The organism is Neptuniibacter sp. SY11_33, from assembly GCF_047778025.1.
In the GTDB taxonomy this organism is placed as follows: Bacteria; Pseudomonadota; Gammaproteobacteria; order Pseudomonadales; family Balneatricaceae; genus Neptuniibacter.
Genome location: NZ_CP180543.1, coordinates 1,826,962 through 1,843,148, shown reverse-complemented (window position 1 = coordinate 1,843,148; position 16,187 = coordinate 1,826,962). Strand labels below are relative to the sequence as shown.

Here is a 16,187-nt window from a genome sequence, read left to right as displayed (position 1 = left end):
ACCAAGCGACAATGCCTATATATTAGCAATTCCACTATTGTGTATTGAGTTATAAAATTGACTCACAATTAAGGCCGCAAAAACAAATTCAATACTTACAGGCGACAAATAAAGTCATTCGATAGCAGTACGGAGTTTACGTTTGATTAACAAAAAAATCCGCCAAGTATTTTCTGACTTAGCTCATTCTCCATTGGCGCAAAAAACTTTGCTACAGATGAGCATCCGGCTCTCTGTCGTAATTACTCTCGCTGCTATAATCAGCTATGCGCATATTTTCGGCATCCTGCATGATCAAGTCGAAGACAGTCTTCAAGTTTACATCACCGAACGAGGTGAAAAAGAAAGTCAGATATTCCTCAATGCACAGCTCAACCACCGCCTGTTCGAAGAACAATTTTTAAAGCAATGGCCTGAACGATCTAACCAAGCTGCGCCTGAAAATTTTGATCGTTTATTCGAAAGGCGCTCTGATCAAACTCGAAGATTAAGTAAAGAAGCTTTTACAGGTATACGTCGCCCTGACGGAACAAACAGCCAACATATAAGCGCATTTGTTGGTACTGACGCGCCCAATACTGACGAGTTCGCCAATAAACTCCAGTTAAGTTACCAATTGATTGATCGCTACGCCGATGCCTTTACACAGCACTACGCCAATCTTTATGTATCGATGCCAGAAAACGTCAATATCGTATACTGGCCAAATATTCCTTGGGGTGAGCAAGCGGAATCAAACCTAGATGTGACTATAGAGGAATGGGTATATATCTCGACCCTAGAGAACAATCCTCAGAGAGACCATGCCTGGACAGGATTGTATTTTGACCCCACTGCAAATGAGTGGATGGTATCACTTGTCACCCCTGTCGATTATCACCAAAAACATTTAATTAATATCGGCCATGACATATTACTAAACGACTTGTTCGATAGCGTCTTCAATGACAAATTACCAGGCACTCATAACTTTATTGTGAGACAAGATGGCCGCATTATCGCTCATCCATATTTAACAGAGGAACTGAATCGCACCAAAGGCATTTTGCATGCTGAAGACAGCAATGATTACACCATCGCGAATCATGTAAACGAAGTACTTTCCTATGCTAAAACGCATAATGAGTCGACTTTCATACTGGAACCCAATTCAGCAAATGCCCTGCTCGCCATCACTAAAATAGATGGCCCGGATTGGTACTTTGTAACGGTTTACCCCAAATCACTACTTTCATCTACTGCATTACAAACTGCCTACATTGTGTCAGTGGTAGGCATTTTGTCCTTGTTAGTGGAACTGGTCATTTTATTCTTCATCCTAAAAGGCCAAGTACTCTACCCTCTTGGCGTTTTTAGACGCTTCTCAGACGCCATGGGTGACAATGATTTTGAAGCGATCAAGGACGTTAAGCGCAGCTCTATCGCAGAGCGTAATGATGAGATGGGTGAATTAGCTACTACCATGATATCGATGGCTGAACACATCGAACAGCACCAAATATTGCTCACAGACGAAGTAAATACAAAAACGCGAGAGCTCAGCCAAGCGCATGAAGTACTCAAATCGGAGGCGCGCTCTAGAGAAGAGATCACCCGTTTACTGCAAACTATCGCCAAAGACGTTTCCGGTCTGCAAGGCTTTTCTTATTTTGAAACACTGGGTGAATTTCTTTCAAACGCACTCGATGCAGACATGGTGATCATCTCGAAATTATCTGAAGATAAAGAGAACATCGATGCCCTTGCAGCATACATCGACAAGCAAAAAGTCGAAAACCTTAGCTACCCTCTTGCTGGCACGCCTTGTGAAACCGTAATTGAAGAAGGATCGATGGTTTTTAACGGTAATGTTCAAGACCTATACCCGGACGATGAAGACCTGTTTAAGCTCGATCTAAAATCCTACATTGGCACCCCGATGTACGATGGCAAAGGCCAAGTTATCGGCCACTTAGCGGTATTAAAGCGAAATGTATTTGAGCAGACAGGAAAAACACAACTGATCATCGACTCAGTAACCTCGCGCGCGGCCAGTGAGCTGATACGTAATGTTCACGAACAGATCATCAACCATCAAGCCCGCACTGATTCTCTTACTGGGCTATATAACCGTGCAATGTTCATGGATCTAATGTCACAAGCAATCCACTCTGCTGCCCGGCATGAAAGAAAACTAGCGGTTATCTTTATTGATTTTGACAATTTTAAATTGGTTAATGACCAGCTAGGACATAGTGAAGGCGACAAATTACTGGTTGAAGCCACAAACCGACTTAAAAGCGCCCTACGCAGCGAAGATATTCTTGCGCGATTTGGTGGTGATGAATTTATCGTCCTACTTCCGCAAATAGACGGAAGTCAGTCAGTAGAGGCCGTAACCCGCCATATGCAGAAGCTACTAGCTAAAGACGTACAGCTCGATACAACTTCATTAACCATATCCTGCAGTATGGGTGTTGCCATCTACCCTGAAGACGGTTCGACAACCGATACCCTCATTAATCACGCCGATACCGCTATGTACCGTGCCAAAGACTTGGGGCGTAACAACGTTCAGTTCTTTACCGAAGATATGAACGTTCGAATGGAGTTACAACGCGAGCTAGAACACGACCTGCGCCAAGCCATAAGTAAACGAGAATTCGAGCTTTATTACCAACCAATCATCAATATCAGAAGCGGTGAAGTTGCTAAGATTGAAGCACTAATCCGCTGGCAGCACCCTCAACATGGATTAATCCCCCCAGATCAATTCATCCCGTTTGCTGAGCAAAGTGGTCAAATTGTTCCCATTAGCGAATTTGTATTAAAACAAGCCTGTATCGACCTAGCAAAACTCAAAGCGCATTTTAAATCTCTAGACCGAGTTTCCATTAATTGCTCGGCCCGCTTATTTCAAAACAGTGCATGGGTTCAGGATATTTGCGACAACATAGAAGAGTGTGCAGCTAACTATCATGACATTGAGTTTGAAATTACAGAAAGTCTATTCATGGACAGCCACGATCAATCTGTGATGAGAACACTAACTGAAATTCATAATCTAGGCATCAGCATTTCACTTGATGACTTTGGAACCGGATACTCTTCCCTATCCTATCTAAAACGCATGCCGGTCGATTGTCTAAAAATTGACAAGAGCTTTATCAACGACGTACTGACACAACCTGAAGAAAAGCGACTGGTTGCAGGTATTATTGATCTAGCCAAAAACTTTAATCTTGACGTAGTTACCGAAGGTGTAGAAACACGCGAGCAGTACCAACTTCTAACAGAGATGGGGTGCGATCTTGTACAAGGTTATTACTTCTTCAAACCTGCACCATTAGATCAGTTGCTCATTAGTGATATAGAACCAAATCTATTGTAATTGAGTTGATTATTAACGCTTTTGTAATGGGCCGAATTGCTGCGAAGCAGCGCAGTTTTCGGTCCAGCCCGTAGGGCGATTATTAACAAATTTGTTATGTTTAATCACTTTTCATTGAACCATTCGACACGAACATCTCGCTCTTCTTTGGATTCTGCTCCAAAGTGCGTTTTGTACACCGTACGCTCGTTACCTTCCTCTAACTCAATACCTTTATATGCAGTTAGGTAGCTAGCTCTTTCTTTCGGAAGCTCAATCAGAACACGAATAATATATGTTGAGCTAAGAAGGTAATCAGCTTGTATATATACGGTAGTTCCATCACTAGCGTCTTCAATTTTTCTGTAACCGTTACCGAAAGCTTTCAACTCTTCATCTGACAGATCGTTTAGCTCACTAAACTTAACTTTAAGCTGCTCATTTAATATTTCTTGATCTGGTGAAAGTGGCGCAGAAGATACTCCTGTGACCGTTAATAAGCTGCTGATCCCAACCATAGCTTTCTTAAACCAACTACCCATTTAAACTTATCCTTAATGAAACATAACGCCTAAAGCTACCGCGCAGCATGCGTCGGATGCCTTTGATTGTTATATTTCATTGTCTTTTGCTGGCTTAGAGCTAACTATTACCAACCTAACATTGCCTATTTTTTTGCCAACTAATGTATCTAGCGCGATAAAAATGAAGAACGCAGCTAAAACCAAGTTAAATCCGCCTTCAATATATTTAGCGACTAAAATTGTCAGTACTTGTTGAGCTACTAAAACCTGCAAAGAATGATGAAGCAATGCTCCCAAAAAGCTTCCGATGATTCCCATTAAAAGCACATAGCGCCAAGTAAAAGCCCACCAAACAGATAGCAATCTCTCTGTGGTAGCTTCAACTTCTGTAGATGGAGGCTTAGACTGCCCATCGTGCCATTCTTTAGCTTTTGCTTCTTTTGCAGCTGTTATTTGAACGATGTGATCACGGTGCTCTTCACACACAACTGCGGAGTCGTTACCCCAGTTAATAGTGATTGAACATCCACAAACTTCACATTTCATTTACTGCACCAAAATTGAATGAGATATAACGCCCAACATAAAGGGTCGACGCGCAGCGACGGTCCAAGCCCGCAGGGCGATTTTTGATGTTCTTGTTATGTGTTGCCATTATTACGCTTCCTTGTGATGAAAATACTTAAAAGGCAAGTAAATAAAACTAGACCGAAATTCACTAATAGTTCTTTACCTCGCACATTCACAAAAATAGCTGGCACAGATAAATAGTAGCGAACATAGTCACTGCCCTTTTGTATTTCATATTCTCCGCAGTCCCTTTCTGAAAAGTCTCTTACGCCATCTTTGACTGGAACATGTATATCTAGGACGTATAAATCACGCACTATTGTTCCGGCAAAAGCTAGTACGACAGATAGAAAAGTAATTTTAAAGAAGGTGACCATATTTTTTACACATAACGCTTAAAACAGTTGCGCGCAGAGCGCGTCGAAATGGTTTTTCTTGTTATGTGTTTATATAAACGTAATACCCAACAAAGTGTTTGAAGTCTCTACTGAGTAATATTGGAAGATCGATACCCCAGATTTTAGATAGCTCTTCAGCCTTATGCCTAGCTGGCGCTTCAGTTTCCCACGGATTAACACCTTCGTGGACATAAGCAACAGCTACACCGGTTACCAGTAAGCCTTCGATCCAATATTCTGGTTTTATCCACCCACCGTTTTTTAATTCAAGATAGATGGAATGATTCCCTAGCTTCCCTTCTAGTTTTGTGACAATTGGTTGCCAATTAATTGGGTCTTTATCAGGAACATAATCACTAATTTCTTCGTCTTTACCGAATAATTTCTTTATGAAATTCAGCATATAAGAACCTCCCTGACACATAACGCTTTTGTAATGGGCCGCATTGCTGCGAAGCAGCGCAGTTTGCGGTCCAGCACGAAGGGCGATTATTAACAAACTGGTTATAACTCATTTAATCTCCACCCCCTGAACTTTCGCCACTAGAACCCCGTGCTTCACGACCACCAACACGATGTCCCCCAGTAACTTCTTCTTTATTACTACCGGGACCATCACTAAGTAATTCCGTATCTAAAACTAATAAATTAAATGGCCAAGGAATATAAAATTTCCGAATAACTTCTGGGGAATGATCATTAACAAGTTTTAGTACCAACGAGGCTCCAATTAATGGCAACAAAACCACTGCAAACGTCTGGCCCCAGCGCTGTACTATTTCCAAATCTGGATCTAGGAAAAGGCATAAAATAGCTATAGCGCTGATCCAAAACCAAAGACCAAGAACCACTATGGTGAATACTGCTAAAGCGATTTCCATATCAACAATTCCTATGAGTTATAACGCCCCAACCATGGGCGGATTGAGCAGGCTAAGCTAAGGAGCGGAGCGACGAAAGCCTGCGAAAAGCCGTCCGCGTGGGTTGGCTTGTTAGCAGCTAGTCCCACCAATTGAATAAAGCCTCGCCTAGTGTTTGGGGTTTCCAATACTCAACATCGATGCTGTTGATGTATGGCCTCTCTTCAAGTGGACAGTTCAGTGCGTCTCTTGAAAGGACATCGATACCATGGCGTTCCCTTAGTACGAGAACAACCTTGGCATTATCAATGAAGTCGAGTTCGCAAACTGAAGACTCAAACCCTGAGGCAACAGCCCAATCTGAATTGATGGAAGCGAGGACAGCAAACTCTTCTCCATTCTGCTGTATCAAAGCCACAAAGAAATTCGGGGTGGATAGAGGCTCATAAAATTCGACAACACTGAAGCTTGCCTGCTGCGCCAGATCGTAAATTACCTTTTTGAAATGCTGCATATCCATATGAGAGGCCTGCTAACGCTCAGCTAAGTGGCGCGCAAAGCGCGTCATTACTTAAGCGCCTTGTTATGTGTTTTCTTTTTCAGTTTTGATGCTACGTATTTATAAATGACTAATACGGAAAACACCCATCCGATTACTTTAAATACCGTAACAAAAGCAAACCAGATAGGATTCGAATTTAGAGAAACCATATTTGTTACTCGAAGATTTTGTATTTCTGAACTCGTAACAGCGCCCAGAAGCTGCTCCCCTAGCCAAAAGAATAGAAAGATAGCTATGAAGAACCACAGCAAACTGTTTTGAATACCAATCTCCTCAAATTTCATATCTTTCTCACAGACACATAACGCTTAGCTAAGTAGCGCGCAAAGCGCGTCATTACTTAAGCGCCTTGTTATGTGCTGCTTTCATTTTTCTTCGATAGATTTAAAACGATGATACAAGACGTTAATGATGCAAGAAAACAGGTGAGTAGCATCTTCCAGTTCATCACAAAGTAATGCTGAGGGTTTCTAAAGAAGCGGAGGTAATCAATGCCGTTAACCAGAATATGGTCATCTACCTTTTCACCGGAAATTCCTAACTCCGAGGCCCATTTAGCATCGACTAGCATTTCCCAAAGCAGAACCTGTACTAGAGGAACAAAAAAAAGGCTCATTGCTAGGCTGATAAATATTGCTTTCTTCAAGGTGCTTCCTTACACATAACGCTTAAAACAGTTGCGCGCAGAGCGCGTCGAAATGGTTTTCCTTGTTATGTGTTTTAACCATGAAATTGCTCCCAAGCGACTGATTCAATTTCACCGGTTAACTCCTCTCCAGATTCACTAAACAACTTATAAGTTTCTTGATACTTACTAATAGAAGCACAACCGTCAAGGCCAAGTAATACTGTATACAAAGAATCAGTGAGGGCATCACCAACAATACTTTTCACCAATGCAATTTGTTCAGAATTCAGCCCTGAATCCTCTAGTTGTTTCAAGCGAGATATTTCACTGTTTGAAGAGAAATACTCCATCTGAACACTGTCTCTAAGTTCTTTAAATTCATTTACAAATTCGTCAGGAGTCATGACTTGTCCTTTGACACATAACGCCGCCATAAGGGGTGGCCAATACGTAGTTTGCCTTGTGTTATAGTGGAGCGCAGCGACAACACAAGGCAAACGGAGTGTTGGGCGTCCTAGCCGGTGTGTCTTTACCGGCTATTCCTTCATGGCTTTGTTATGTCATAGCTAGAAACATTAATTAAATGTAACCATACCACCAATTCCCATATCTCCCGGGTAATTGATGTTTATTACCTTCTGTTCAAGACCATTACAATTTAAAACCGCACGATAATTAGCATCTGTAGCTTGTACCGTAAAATCCTCTGAAAACTCTCCATGTACATTACGTATGTATAAAGGGCTAGAGGGATCCCCGGATGAATATATGTAAATCTCACATGAATCTGTTGTAAATCCGCTTACGGAGAACATACCATCCCCAACAAATATTGAAGAACACCCACTTAATAATATGAGGATTATTAGAAAATTTATGAGTCTCATGTAATTAGACATAACGCCCAACACAACCGGAGGAGCGCAGCGACGATCGGTTGCTGTTATTTGTTAAATGTCTCGTTAATTGCATGATGCACCCTATTTCCTTCTCTCCATTTGTAAGGACACTGAGGTGCATAAAAAGCCTTTGCCCATTCCTTTGAGGTTGGGTCAAGAACAGCGCCTAGAGATTTACATTTAGGACACTCCACCTCTAATGTTTGATCTTCAATTGCTGTGGAATATACCCACCATGAATGGTTGCATTCCTTTGGTTTGTTTTCCATTTCATCTCTAAGTGCATATATAAAGATATGCACATAGTAGATAAATTCCCTAAATAAAATTATCAATTTCATAACTGGTGACATTTAACGCCTAAAGCAGCCGCGCAGTATGCGTCGGATGCCTTTTCTTGTTATGTGTTTGGTAGTAGCCATATGTATAGCGGCAACGTTAGCCATAAGCTCCCAAACACTCCATGTTTAATTAACAGACCTTTATTTCCATGCTGTGACCCCAAATAAATAGCTGCCACTAATACCAGTACTGCAACAAAAACCGCCCAAAACATACTAATAAAAATTGAAGTCCAAATAATACATACACTAATTAAACTGCCTTGAACCACAGTCCTAATGGCTTCTTTTGGGTTCTCTTGATTCTTAGTCGTCAACCAAACCATACCAATATAAAGACCTATGCAGACAAATGTAAAAATGAATATCTTCATGGTTGATTACACATAACAGCTAAATATATATCAAATTGACGTGATTAAACGCGTCAATTTGATATATATCTCCAAGAACGGGAATCAGAAAGAGTATGTAATATTTTGATTTTCATAAGCTTTCCTTGCTTAGAGGTTTTATGCTTTCGGGAAAAAGCATCAATTTGATGTACTATCCTTGCACAACATACAAACGGATGAAATACTGTATATAAAAACAGCACAAGGATGTGTGTTATGCCCTCACCTTTTATCCAATCAATTCGTGATCATTTGCGTGCACGCCATTACAGCAAACGAACAGAACAAACTTATATCTACTGGATTCTCAATTACATTCGATTCCACAACAGAGAGCATCCAAATAATCTAACAACCGTAGACATTGTTAAATACCTAGAGCACCTTGCACTTAAACAGAAAGTTTCACCCTCTACGCAGAAAACTGCACTAAACGCTTTGATGTATCTTTACAAACAGGTGTTAGGTTGGGATGCATCAGCTCTGGATTTAGGTGATTTTCATCGTGCACAGACACCTAAAAAACTACCTGTTGTGTTAACACAGTCCGAATTGAGGCTTTTATTTACACATCTTCAAGGAGAGTATTTAGCTTGTGCAAAAATGATGTATGGATCTGGATTAAGGGTAATGGAGGTATGTCGATTAAGAGTTAAGGATATTGATTTTGAGAGACTTTCAGTCACTGTAAACGACGGCAAAGGAAGAAAGAATCGTATTACCACCCTATCTGAAGCATGCGTACCAGATTTGCACAGACAATTAGAGATATGCCAAGCCTACTTTCAAGAGGATAAAGAAGCTGAATATTGGGATGGTGTTTATCTACCCTATGCTCTATCAAAGAAATATCCAAAAGCCCCTTTTGAGTTCGCATGGCAATATCTATTCCCAGCAAAAGTTCGCACAATTGACAAAAGGGAAAGCAATGCGATCAGAAGGCATCATATTTATGACCAATCCCTGCAGCGCGCCTTTAAAAAGGCGGTTGCAGCTTCAGGTATGAACAAACCCGCAACCTGCCATAGCCTTCGCCATAGTTTTGCAACTCATCTATTAGAACGTGGCGCAGATATCAGAACTGTTCAAGAGCAACTAGGTCACAGCGATGTGAGAACCACGGAGATCTATACCCATGTACTAAATCGTGGTGGTCGGGCTGTTATTAGCCCATTACAAGATCTATAGAAGTGGATTCATGAAGGCTAGATTGAATCTAGCCTTCTGTTTAACCGGCCATCGAATACTGCTCTTCCAGCCTACTCGTACCCAACCCACTCATCTTCTTAACCTTGATCTGCACAGGGATGCGCTCTTTCATGGCTTCGATATGGCTGATAACGCCAATCATCTTGCCTGAGGCATTTAGGCTATCCAGCGCATCTAATGCTGTATCTAAGGTTTCGCTATCCAGGGTTCCGAAACCTTCATCTAAGAAGAGTGAATCGATGCTGGTTTTCTGACTAACAAGATCAGACAGTGCCAATGCTAATGCCAAGCTCACTAGGAAGCTTTCACCGCCTGATAATGTTTTGGTATCGCGTACGGTATCAGCTTGCCAGGTATCCAATACTTGAAGCTCTAGAGCACCCGATTGCTTTCTTTGCAGCATATAACGACCATGCAAGCGTTCAAGTTGCTTGTTCGCTAGGTGAACCAAATGATCAAGTGTTAGGCCTTGAGCAAAGCGGCGGAACTTATCACCCTTTTGAGATCCAATAAGGGAGTTCAAATAGGAAAGATCATCATACTCTTGCTTTGACTGCTCTACCTGAACAAATAGCTGCTGTTGCGATTCGCGGCGCTTTTCGTTGTCTTGCAGCAGCGCACTGCCTTCACCCTTTTGAAGTAAAAGCTTTTTACTCTGTTTGTCTATCTCAGCCAGCTCTTGAGTGATTTGTTCACCATCTATATTTTCATAATGTCTTTCTAATCCAAACTTCTGCAACTCTATTACTTGTTGCTCAGCTTGTTTAAGTAGAGCTTTAGAGTGCTGTTCAGCTTTTTCGATCTCTTCGCTCAGCGCTTTTAATTGCTGCCTTTCTTCGTCGGAAATGAGTGCATCAATAAGAGCCTGCTCAGAATCAAATGGGCTAGTTGCTAGTGCTTGTTGCCATTCAATTTGTTGGACACTCAATTCAGCTTGGAGCTGATTATTTTGCTGCTCTTGCTCAGCAATCATTGTTTGTAAACGGGTTAGTTCAGTTTCGTGCTTTTTATGTTCAGTAGATACCTGCTGGTGGCTCTGCTCTACTTTATCTATCTCTGCAAGTAGACGTGAGCGTTCATCTGCAACAGATTTTTCACCAAAGAGAGCCTGACGCGATGCTTGCTTCTCTGCAAGATCCTTCGAAAGTTCATTGAGGTTATTTTGCTGTTCTGCGCAGAGTGTACTTTGCTTTTCTAGCCATTGATTTGTCTGTGTTAACTCAACCGCCAATGTTTCTTGGGCGCGATTTAGCGTTTCAAGGCGCTGCTGTAACTGTTGTAAGTTTTCGATTTGGCTTTCTAACGTATTTAACCAATCAGTTAAGCCTTGCTCGGGTAGAGTTAGCTTCAGCTCAGCCACCTCTTGCCCTAAGCGTTGCTTAACTACAGCGATCTGCTCGTTAAGCTCTTGCAGACGCTGTGTATCTTTAAGCTGCAACTGAGTTAAGTTTTCACACTCTTTATTGACCAGCTCTAAATTGGCTTGAGCTTGCTGTAACGTATGTTCTGCCGTATGAATTTCTTGCTGCTGTTGATTGAACTGTTCATTCAACTGACGTAGCTGTTCGATCTCTGCTTGCTGATTATTAAGCTGCCGATCGAATTGTGCAGTTACATAGTCGAGCTGTTCAGTCTGATTAGGGTCAAAACTAAAACCTAACAGCTGCTGTAAAGCCTGCCACTCTTGCAGAAGTTGCTGTAGCTGCTCATTAGACTGCTGCAGGCGAGCTTTAAGGCCAACTATCTGTACGGTCGTTAATTGGTTGTACCGTTCTCTTAGTTGAGTACCTTGAGTCTTAAGCTGATCACGCGTCTGTTCAGCCATCACGAAGCGCTGTTCGGTTTCGCCCATATCTAGGGGCTGATAATCAGCCACTAGGGGGTGCTCCTTTGAGCCGCATAATGGACAGGGTTGATCCGGTTGTAGCTTAGACCGCTCGGCTTCAAGATTTTGGATTTGTCGCTCTTGCTCTAATAGACGCTTTAAATCCTTAGCCTGTTGATCTTCCGTTTTAAATTGCTCGCGAAGATCATTGAGCTCTTCTTCTATCTTCTTAGCAGTACCCTCCAGCTCACGTAGCTCATTACTTACACCAATTCGCTCACTTTCCAACTTAATATGCTGGGCAGACAAATTCTTCGCCTGGATAAAACTTGCCTGCAGCGTTTGTTGTTGGTTGCACTGTGATTCAATATCCGACAGCACACGGCCATTTAATAGTGTGTGAAGCTGCTGCTGAGTTTGCTTAAAGTTACTATTTAACTGCTCTTTACGTGTTGTGCTTTCAGAAACATGCTGCTGTAACTGTTCAGTTTTTTGTTTTTCCGCATCTATTTGCTTTTGCAAGCCAGAAAGATGATCTGACAGGTTCTTAACTTCAGCTGTGTGTTGATGAGTTTGTTCTAGCTGATTGCGCCATAATGGGATACGCTCAGCAGCACCTTCGAGGTGACGAAGCTCAGCAGTTTGACTTTCAAGCTTTGTGATTTCAGCCTTGGCTTGATTAATCTTGTCGTCAGTCTGCGTCTGTATCGTTTTCTGCTGTTCTAATTCCGACTGATGCTTTTTCAGCTCAGCAGCAGCATTATCATACAACTGTGAGAGCCTTTCGCACTCAGCATCCAACGGGACTACTTGCTCGTTAATCAGGGCTTCTTGTTCTGATTGATGCTGTTTAGACTGTTTTAGCTTTAGCTCTGCTTCATGAAGTGATTGCGCTGAGCTTTTATGCTGATCGGTAGCCAAGACTAATTGAACCGCATTCTGCTCTTTGATCTGTATAAGATCATTAAGCCGTTGCTGTGCACTCTGATAAAGCTGATAAGGCGCTTTAAGTTTCTCAGCCGGTTCACTCACTGCTAGCTTTTCTAGAGAGTCTCTAGCGGCTTCTTTGCGTATTTTTACGCCTTCCTGTTCATTTAAAGCGCTTTGCTTTTGTTGCTGCGCTTTTTGTAGATCAGTCCACCAGCGTTCCTTTGATTGCAGCTCACTCTGTGTATTCTCTAATGTTTTAAGCTGTACACTAATCGCTGTTTGTTCAAATTTAAGCTCAGTAATCTTCTCATCTGATAGCAGCTCAACCCCTTTTGCTTGAGCTTCTAGCTGTTTGAGATGGTTATCAGACTCTTTGAATTGCTCGTATACCTTTTCTGATATTAAGCTGTAGATAGCCGTACCAGTTAACTCTTCTAACAAACCTGCTCTTTCATTAGCATCAGCATTAAGAAACGCAGCGAACTGGCCCTGAGAGAGCATCATAGATTTAGTAAAACGGTCAAAGTTTAAGCCGCTAATTGTCTCGATTAGCTCATTCTTCTGCTTAACCTGTGAAGCAATGATTTTACCTTCACCGCTTTCGCCTACCTCTGCCAATTCTACTTTGGCTTCTTGTAGATTTCCGTCGACCTGATCTCTGGAACGACGTTGACTCCAAAACGCACGATAGCAATTACCTTTTACTTCAAACTCAACTTCAGCGAGCGCATCTGCTGTACCACGGGTCATCAATTCATTCGTGCTTTTCGAGATAGTGACTAAACGTGGCGTACGGTGATACAAGGCCAAGCAGATCGCATCTAAAATAGTGGTCTTACCGGCACCGGTCTGACCGGTGATAGCAAAAAGACCGTTATCGATAAACGGTGACTGAGTAAAATCAATCTTCCACTCACCCTTCAGTGAGTTAATGTTTTTAAAGCGCAGCGCTAAAATTTTCACAGGCTTTTCTCCTCTGCTGCATCAGACACTAAAGCAGAGAAAAGATCATCTTGATCGATCTTAGCCTCATTTGGACGTTTAGCCGGCTCCGCTTTTTCCGTTTTGCCTTTGACACGCTTGTTTTCAGCTGGAGAGGGGGTTGTGTCATCGACAGAATCACACTCTAAAGAAAACAGATTGAGCGTGTCATGGCCTTTCTTTTCTTCCTGTCCTAGCTCTTCAGATTCATCAACACTATTAGATTCTACTTCGGTGTGCGCAGTAGGAACCTCTGAATCCTCTGATTCTAAACGCTCTTCTTGCTCTTGCTCTTGCTCTTGCTCTAGGCAGTCTTTAGCAGGTGATCCCTGTATTGAAGAAAAGAACTCATCTGCTGGCTTACTGGCAGGAAGATCATTTTCAGACTCTACAGTCGTTACTATTTCGCAGAAACGATCTTTAAGGCGTCGAATACGGTTTTGTTCGGCTTCAGATTCAAAGGCCTCATCGTTAAGCCTTCGGGTGAAAACTTCATAAGCATTCAATTCAGAGAGTGTCTCGTTCCCCTTACCGGTTAAGCCACGCTGGATCTGTTTGCGAGCCCTACGTAACTGCAAAACCTCAACGTTAAGATCTAGTGTCAGTTGCTCAATACGTTGGGTAAGGTCATTGAGGTAATCTTGGGTTTGAACCTCAATCGATAACCAAACCGGAAGTTCATACTGTTGAGCTTCAAGTTCATACAATTGCGCTTTAATAGAATCTAAATCACCCTTGATACTCGCCATCGGTTGGAAGGTCGGCACTAAAAGCGGTGTTATCTCTTTTAGATGGCTTTGTTCAAATTCGACCAACAATACCTGCTTTTGAGTACCAATCTCATCAAAGCTTAAAGGGATTGGCGAGCCGCAATAGCGAATATGCTCAGACTTAGAGACTATCTGAGGGCGGTGAATATGGCCTAAAGCAATGTAATCTGCTGGTGGAAATGCACTGGCTGGAAATGCCTCTAGGTTACCAACATAGATATCGCGAACAGACTCAGAAGTTTTTACGCCCATTGCCGTTAAATGCCCAGTAGCAATGATCGGCATCGACAGTCCAAGTTCATTTCTCTTTTGAACAGCCAGATCATAGATAGCTTGATAGTGTTCTGCGATTGCTGTGCCTAATGAATTCGCTTTTTCTTTAGCCGATTGATCAGCGGCACTTTGCATCACGTCTCGAGGACGAATATAAGGAATGGCACACAAGATTGCAGCAGGTTCACCCGAGCGATTATTCAAGGTAATGATCTGCTGCTCAAGCTCCGATTCAACACTCGCAACGACTTCTGCATTGAGATGTTTAAGCAGGCCTTTAGATTCATTCAGTGTTGAAACAGAGTCATGATTACCGCCTAAAACCACCAACTGGCAACCAAGTTTATTTACTTCGATAACGAGTTGATTATATAGCTCTCGCGCATAACTTGGGGGCGAACCTGTATCGTATACATCACCTGATATTATTAACGCATCTATTTGATTTGATTGAATTTCACCTAGCAGCCACTCAATAAAACTTTGGTGTTCGGCTAATCGACTCTTTCCAATAAAATGCTGACCTAAGTGCCAGTCAGAGGTGTGTAAAATGCGCATTAAGTAAGGCTCGGCAATCCATAGATACAATAAAACTTCACCTCGATTGAGGTGAAGCTCATATTATCTTGTTACCGCTGGGAGCACCATCCATAGTCTCTGTTATAGAGGCTTTAGCTAAGCAGTTAAGTACTGAATTAGTGCCTGCTCCGCATTGGAACAGTGATAAATATCTTCGTGTTGTTTGAGCGTTTGATAGGTAATTTCAAAGACACTACCGCTAATCACTAACACAAGGACATCAGTTTCATCCTCGTCATTAGTGCTAGCCTCATCTGGTTCATCTGTATTGAATTGATAAAAGCCAGCCTGAGGTATATCCACATCCTCTTCAAAACCATCAAGATAGTCCTCAATAGACATCTGATGAATTTCGAGCACTTGCGCTGAACTGAATTCCAGAATTGAATAGGTTTTAGGCACTGAAAGAAAGTCGCGTTTTACTGAATAGCAAAGGAGTAAGCTTTGATCACTACCCTCTTGCCTCAGGAGATAACGAACATCAGATTGAGGCTCTATCTCAGGTGCTGACAATTTATTGATAAGTGAAAATGCAATCACGACTTAATCTTCCAAAACGTAAGCTGGCAGATCGGCTTCTGCAGGAACAGGTGTTGGTACGCCATCATCATCGATCGCTACAAACTTAAAAATAGCCTGTGTCACCTTTTCACGTTTTCCAATACGACTACGACGCACCCAAGCTTCAACGTGAATCTGCATCGATGTACGGCCTACTTTTACAATTTCCGTATAGACACCAAGTACATCACCCACTTTTACTGGTCGGATGAAAGACATGCTATCTACCGCCATAGTCACTACACGGGTTTGTGCGCGTTGGCCTGCACAGATACCCGCCGCAATATCCATCTGCGATAATACCCAACCACCAAAAATATCTCCTGAAGGGTTGGTGTCCCCCGGCATGGCCATGGTACGTGTTGTAAGGCGGCCTTTAGTTACTTCTTGTGTTTGGTCTTTATCAGACATGATGCTTGTCCTACTTCTTTGATGGAGGTCTGTTATTCCAATATGCAGTTATTACTATACCTTGGTCTATAAGGTTTTGCGTAAGTTGTTTTGAATCCTTAGCCTATAAAGCGACCTCTCGA

At 42.2% G+C, this 16,187-nt stretch carries 14 protein-coding genes; 2 read left to right on the top strand and 12 right to left on the bottom strand.

What is annotated here, in order from left to right; all coding sequences use genetic code 11:
• The first annotated feature begins 142 nt into the window (after positions 1 to 142).
• Positions 143 to 3,370 carry an EAL domain-containing protein gene (locus ACMXYV_RS08635; protein WP_415891367.1) on the top strand — a complete coding sequence of 1,076 codons (3,228 nt, stop codon included), beginning with the start codon at positions 143 to 145 and terminating at the stop codon, positions 3,368 to 3,370.
• 104 nt (positions 3,371 to 3,474) lie between these two features.
• Here the strand turns inward: ACMXYV_RS08635 and ACMXYV_RS08630 are convergent, their stop codons facing one another.
• The 8 genes from ACMXYV_RS08630 to ACMXYV_RS08595 all read right to left on the bottom strand — a co-directional run bounded on the left by ACMXYV_RS08630 (position 3,475) and on the right by ACMXYV_RS08595 (position 8,143).
• A complete protein-coding gene (locus ACMXYV_RS08630; protein WP_415891366.1) occupies positions 3,475 to 3,891 on the bottom strand; it encodes a hypothetical protein in 417 nt (138 codons plus the stop codon).
• A 69-nt stretch (positions 3,892 to 3,960) separates the two neighbouring features.
• Positions 3,961 to 4,419: a hypothetical protein gene (locus tag ACMXYV_RS08625; protein ID WP_415891365.1), complete on the bottom strand. Its 459-nt coding sequence runs from the start codon at positions 4,417 to 4,419 to the stop codon at positions 3,961 to 3,963.
• Between the two features lie 462 nt (positions 4,420 to 4,881).
• Positions 4,882 to 5,244 carry a hypothetical protein gene (locus tag ACMXYV_RS08620; protein ID WP_415891364.1) on the bottom strand — a complete coding sequence of 121 codons (363 nt, stop codon included), beginning with the start codon at positions 5,242 to 5,244 and terminating at the stop codon, positions 4,882 to 4,884.
• Between the two features lie 112 nt (positions 5,245 to 5,356).
• The gene (locus ACMXYV_RS08615) at positions 5,357 to 5,722 is read right to left on the bottom strand and encodes a hypothetical protein (RefSeq protein ID WP_415891363.1); all 366 of its coding nucleotides are present in this window, start codon (positions 5,720 to 5,722) and stop codon (positions 5,357 to 5,359) included.
• Positions 5,723 to 5,840: 118 nt separating this feature from the next.
• A complete protein-coding gene (locus ACMXYV_RS08610; RefSeq protein WP_415891362.1) occupies positions 5,841 to 6,221 on the bottom strand; it encodes a hypothetical protein in 381 nt (126 codons plus the stop codon).
• Positions 6,222 to 6,615: 394 nt separating this feature from the next.
• A complete protein-coding gene (locus ACMXYV_RS08605) occupies positions 6,616 to 6,909 on the bottom strand; it encodes a hypothetical protein (RefSeq protein WP_415891361.1) in 294 nt (97 codons plus the stop codon).
• A 74-nt stretch (positions 6,910 to 6,983) separates the two neighbouring features.
• Positions 6,984 to 7,295: a hypothetical protein gene (locus ACMXYV_RS08600; protein WP_415891360.1), complete on the bottom strand. Its 312-nt coding sequence runs from the start codon at positions 7,293 to 7,295 to the stop codon at positions 6,984 to 6,986.
• 539 nt (positions 7,296 to 7,834) lie between these two features.
• Positions 7,835 to 8,143 carry a hypothetical protein gene (locus ACMXYV_RS08595; protein ID WP_415891359.1) on the bottom strand — a complete coding sequence of 103 codons (309 nt, stop codon included), beginning with the start codon at positions 8,141 to 8,143 and terminating at the stop codon, positions 7,835 to 7,837.
• 599 nt (positions 8,144 to 8,742) lie between these two features.
• Here ACMXYV_RS08595 and ACMXYV_RS08590 point away from each other — a divergent pair.
• Positions 8,743 to 9,714, top strand: coding sequence for an integron integrase (locus tag ACMXYV_RS08590; protein WP_415891358.1), 972 nt, complete (start codon positions 8,743 to 8,745; stop codon positions 9,712 to 9,714).
• 40 nt (positions 9,715 to 9,754) lie between these two features.
• On the opposite strand, the gene ACMXYV_RS08585 is transcribed toward ACMXYV_RS08590, so the two are convergent.
• The 4 genes from ACMXYV_RS08585 to ACMXYV_RS08570 form a co-directional block, all read right to left on the bottom strand.
• On the bottom strand, positions 9,755 to 13,453 hold the full coding sequence (locus ACMXYV_RS08585) for an SbcC/MukB-like Walker B domain-containing protein (protein WP_415891357.1): 3,699 nt from the start codon (positions 13,451 to 13,453) through the stop codon (positions 9,755 to 9,757).
• Positions 13,450 to 15,072: an exonuclease subunit SbcD gene (sbcD, locus tag ACMXYV_RS08580; RefSeq protein ID WP_415891356.1), complete on the bottom strand. Its 1,623-nt coding sequence runs from the start codon at positions 15,070 to 15,072 to the stop codon at positions 13,450 to 13,452. Before sbcD ends, ACMXYV_RS08585 begins: the two co-directional genes overlap by 4 nt.
• Before the next feature lie 117 nt (positions 15,073 to 15,189).
• Positions 15,190 to 15,633 (bottom strand): hypothetical protein, encoded by a 444-nt coding sequence (locus tag ACMXYV_RS08575; protein ID WP_415891355.1) that lies wholly within the window; start codon positions 15,631 to 15,633, stop codon positions 15,190 to 15,192.
• A gap of 3 nt (positions 15,634 to 15,636) precedes the next feature.
• Positions 15,637 to 16,065 (bottom strand): acyl-CoA thioesterase, encoded by a 429-nt coding sequence (locus ACMXYV_RS08570; protein ID WP_415891354.1) that lies wholly within the window; start codon positions 16,063 to 16,065, stop codon positions 15,637 to 15,639.
• Between the last annotated feature and the right edge of the window lie 122 nt (positions 16,066 to 16,187).

What these genes read in the sequence shown, in the direction of transcription:
- ACMXYV_RS08620 (WP_415891364.1), bottom strand. Translation starts at nt 5,244, where the DNA reads ATGCTGAATTTCATAAAGAAATTATTCGGTAAAGACGAAGAAATTAGT.
- ACMXYV_RS08570 (WP_415891354.1), bottom strand. Translation starts at nt 16,065, where the DNA reads ATGTCTGATAAAGACCAAACACAAGAAGTAACTAAAGGCCGCCTTACA.
- ACMXYV_RS08610 (WP_415891362.1), bottom strand. Translation starts at nt 6,221, where the DNA reads ATGGATATGCAGCATTTCAAAAAGGTAATTTACGATCTGGCGCAGCAG.
- sbcD (WP_415891356.1), bottom strand. Translation starts at nt 15,072, where the DNA reads ATGCGCATTTTACACACCTCTGACTGGCACTTAGGTCAGCATTTTATT.
- ACMXYV_RS08600 (WP_415891360.1), bottom strand. Translation starts at nt 7,295, where the DNA reads ATGACTCCTGACGAATTTGTAAATGAATTTAAAGAACTTAGAGACAGT.
- ACMXYV_RS08630 (WP_415891366.1), bottom strand. Translation starts at nt 3,891, where the DNA reads ATGGGTAGTTGGTTTAAGAAAGCTATGGTTGGGATCAGCAGCTTATTA.
- ACMXYV_RS08625 (WP_415891365.1), bottom strand. Translation starts at nt 4,419, where the DNA reads ATGAAATGTGAAGTTTGTGGATGTTCAATCACTATTAACTGGGGTAAC.
- ACMXYV_RS08590 (WP_415891358.1), top strand. Translation starts at nt 8,743, where the DNA reads ATGCCCTCACCTTTTATCCAATCAATTCGTGATCATTTGCGTGCACGC.
- ACMXYV_RS08615 (WP_415891363.1), bottom strand. Translation starts at nt 5,722, where the DNA reads ATGGAAATCGCTTTAGCAGTATTCACCATAGTGGTTCTTGGTCTTTGG.
- ACMXYV_RS08595 (WP_415891359.1), bottom strand. Translation starts at nt 8,143, where the DNA reads ATGTCACCAGTTATGAAATTGATAATTTTATTTAGGGAATTTATCTAC.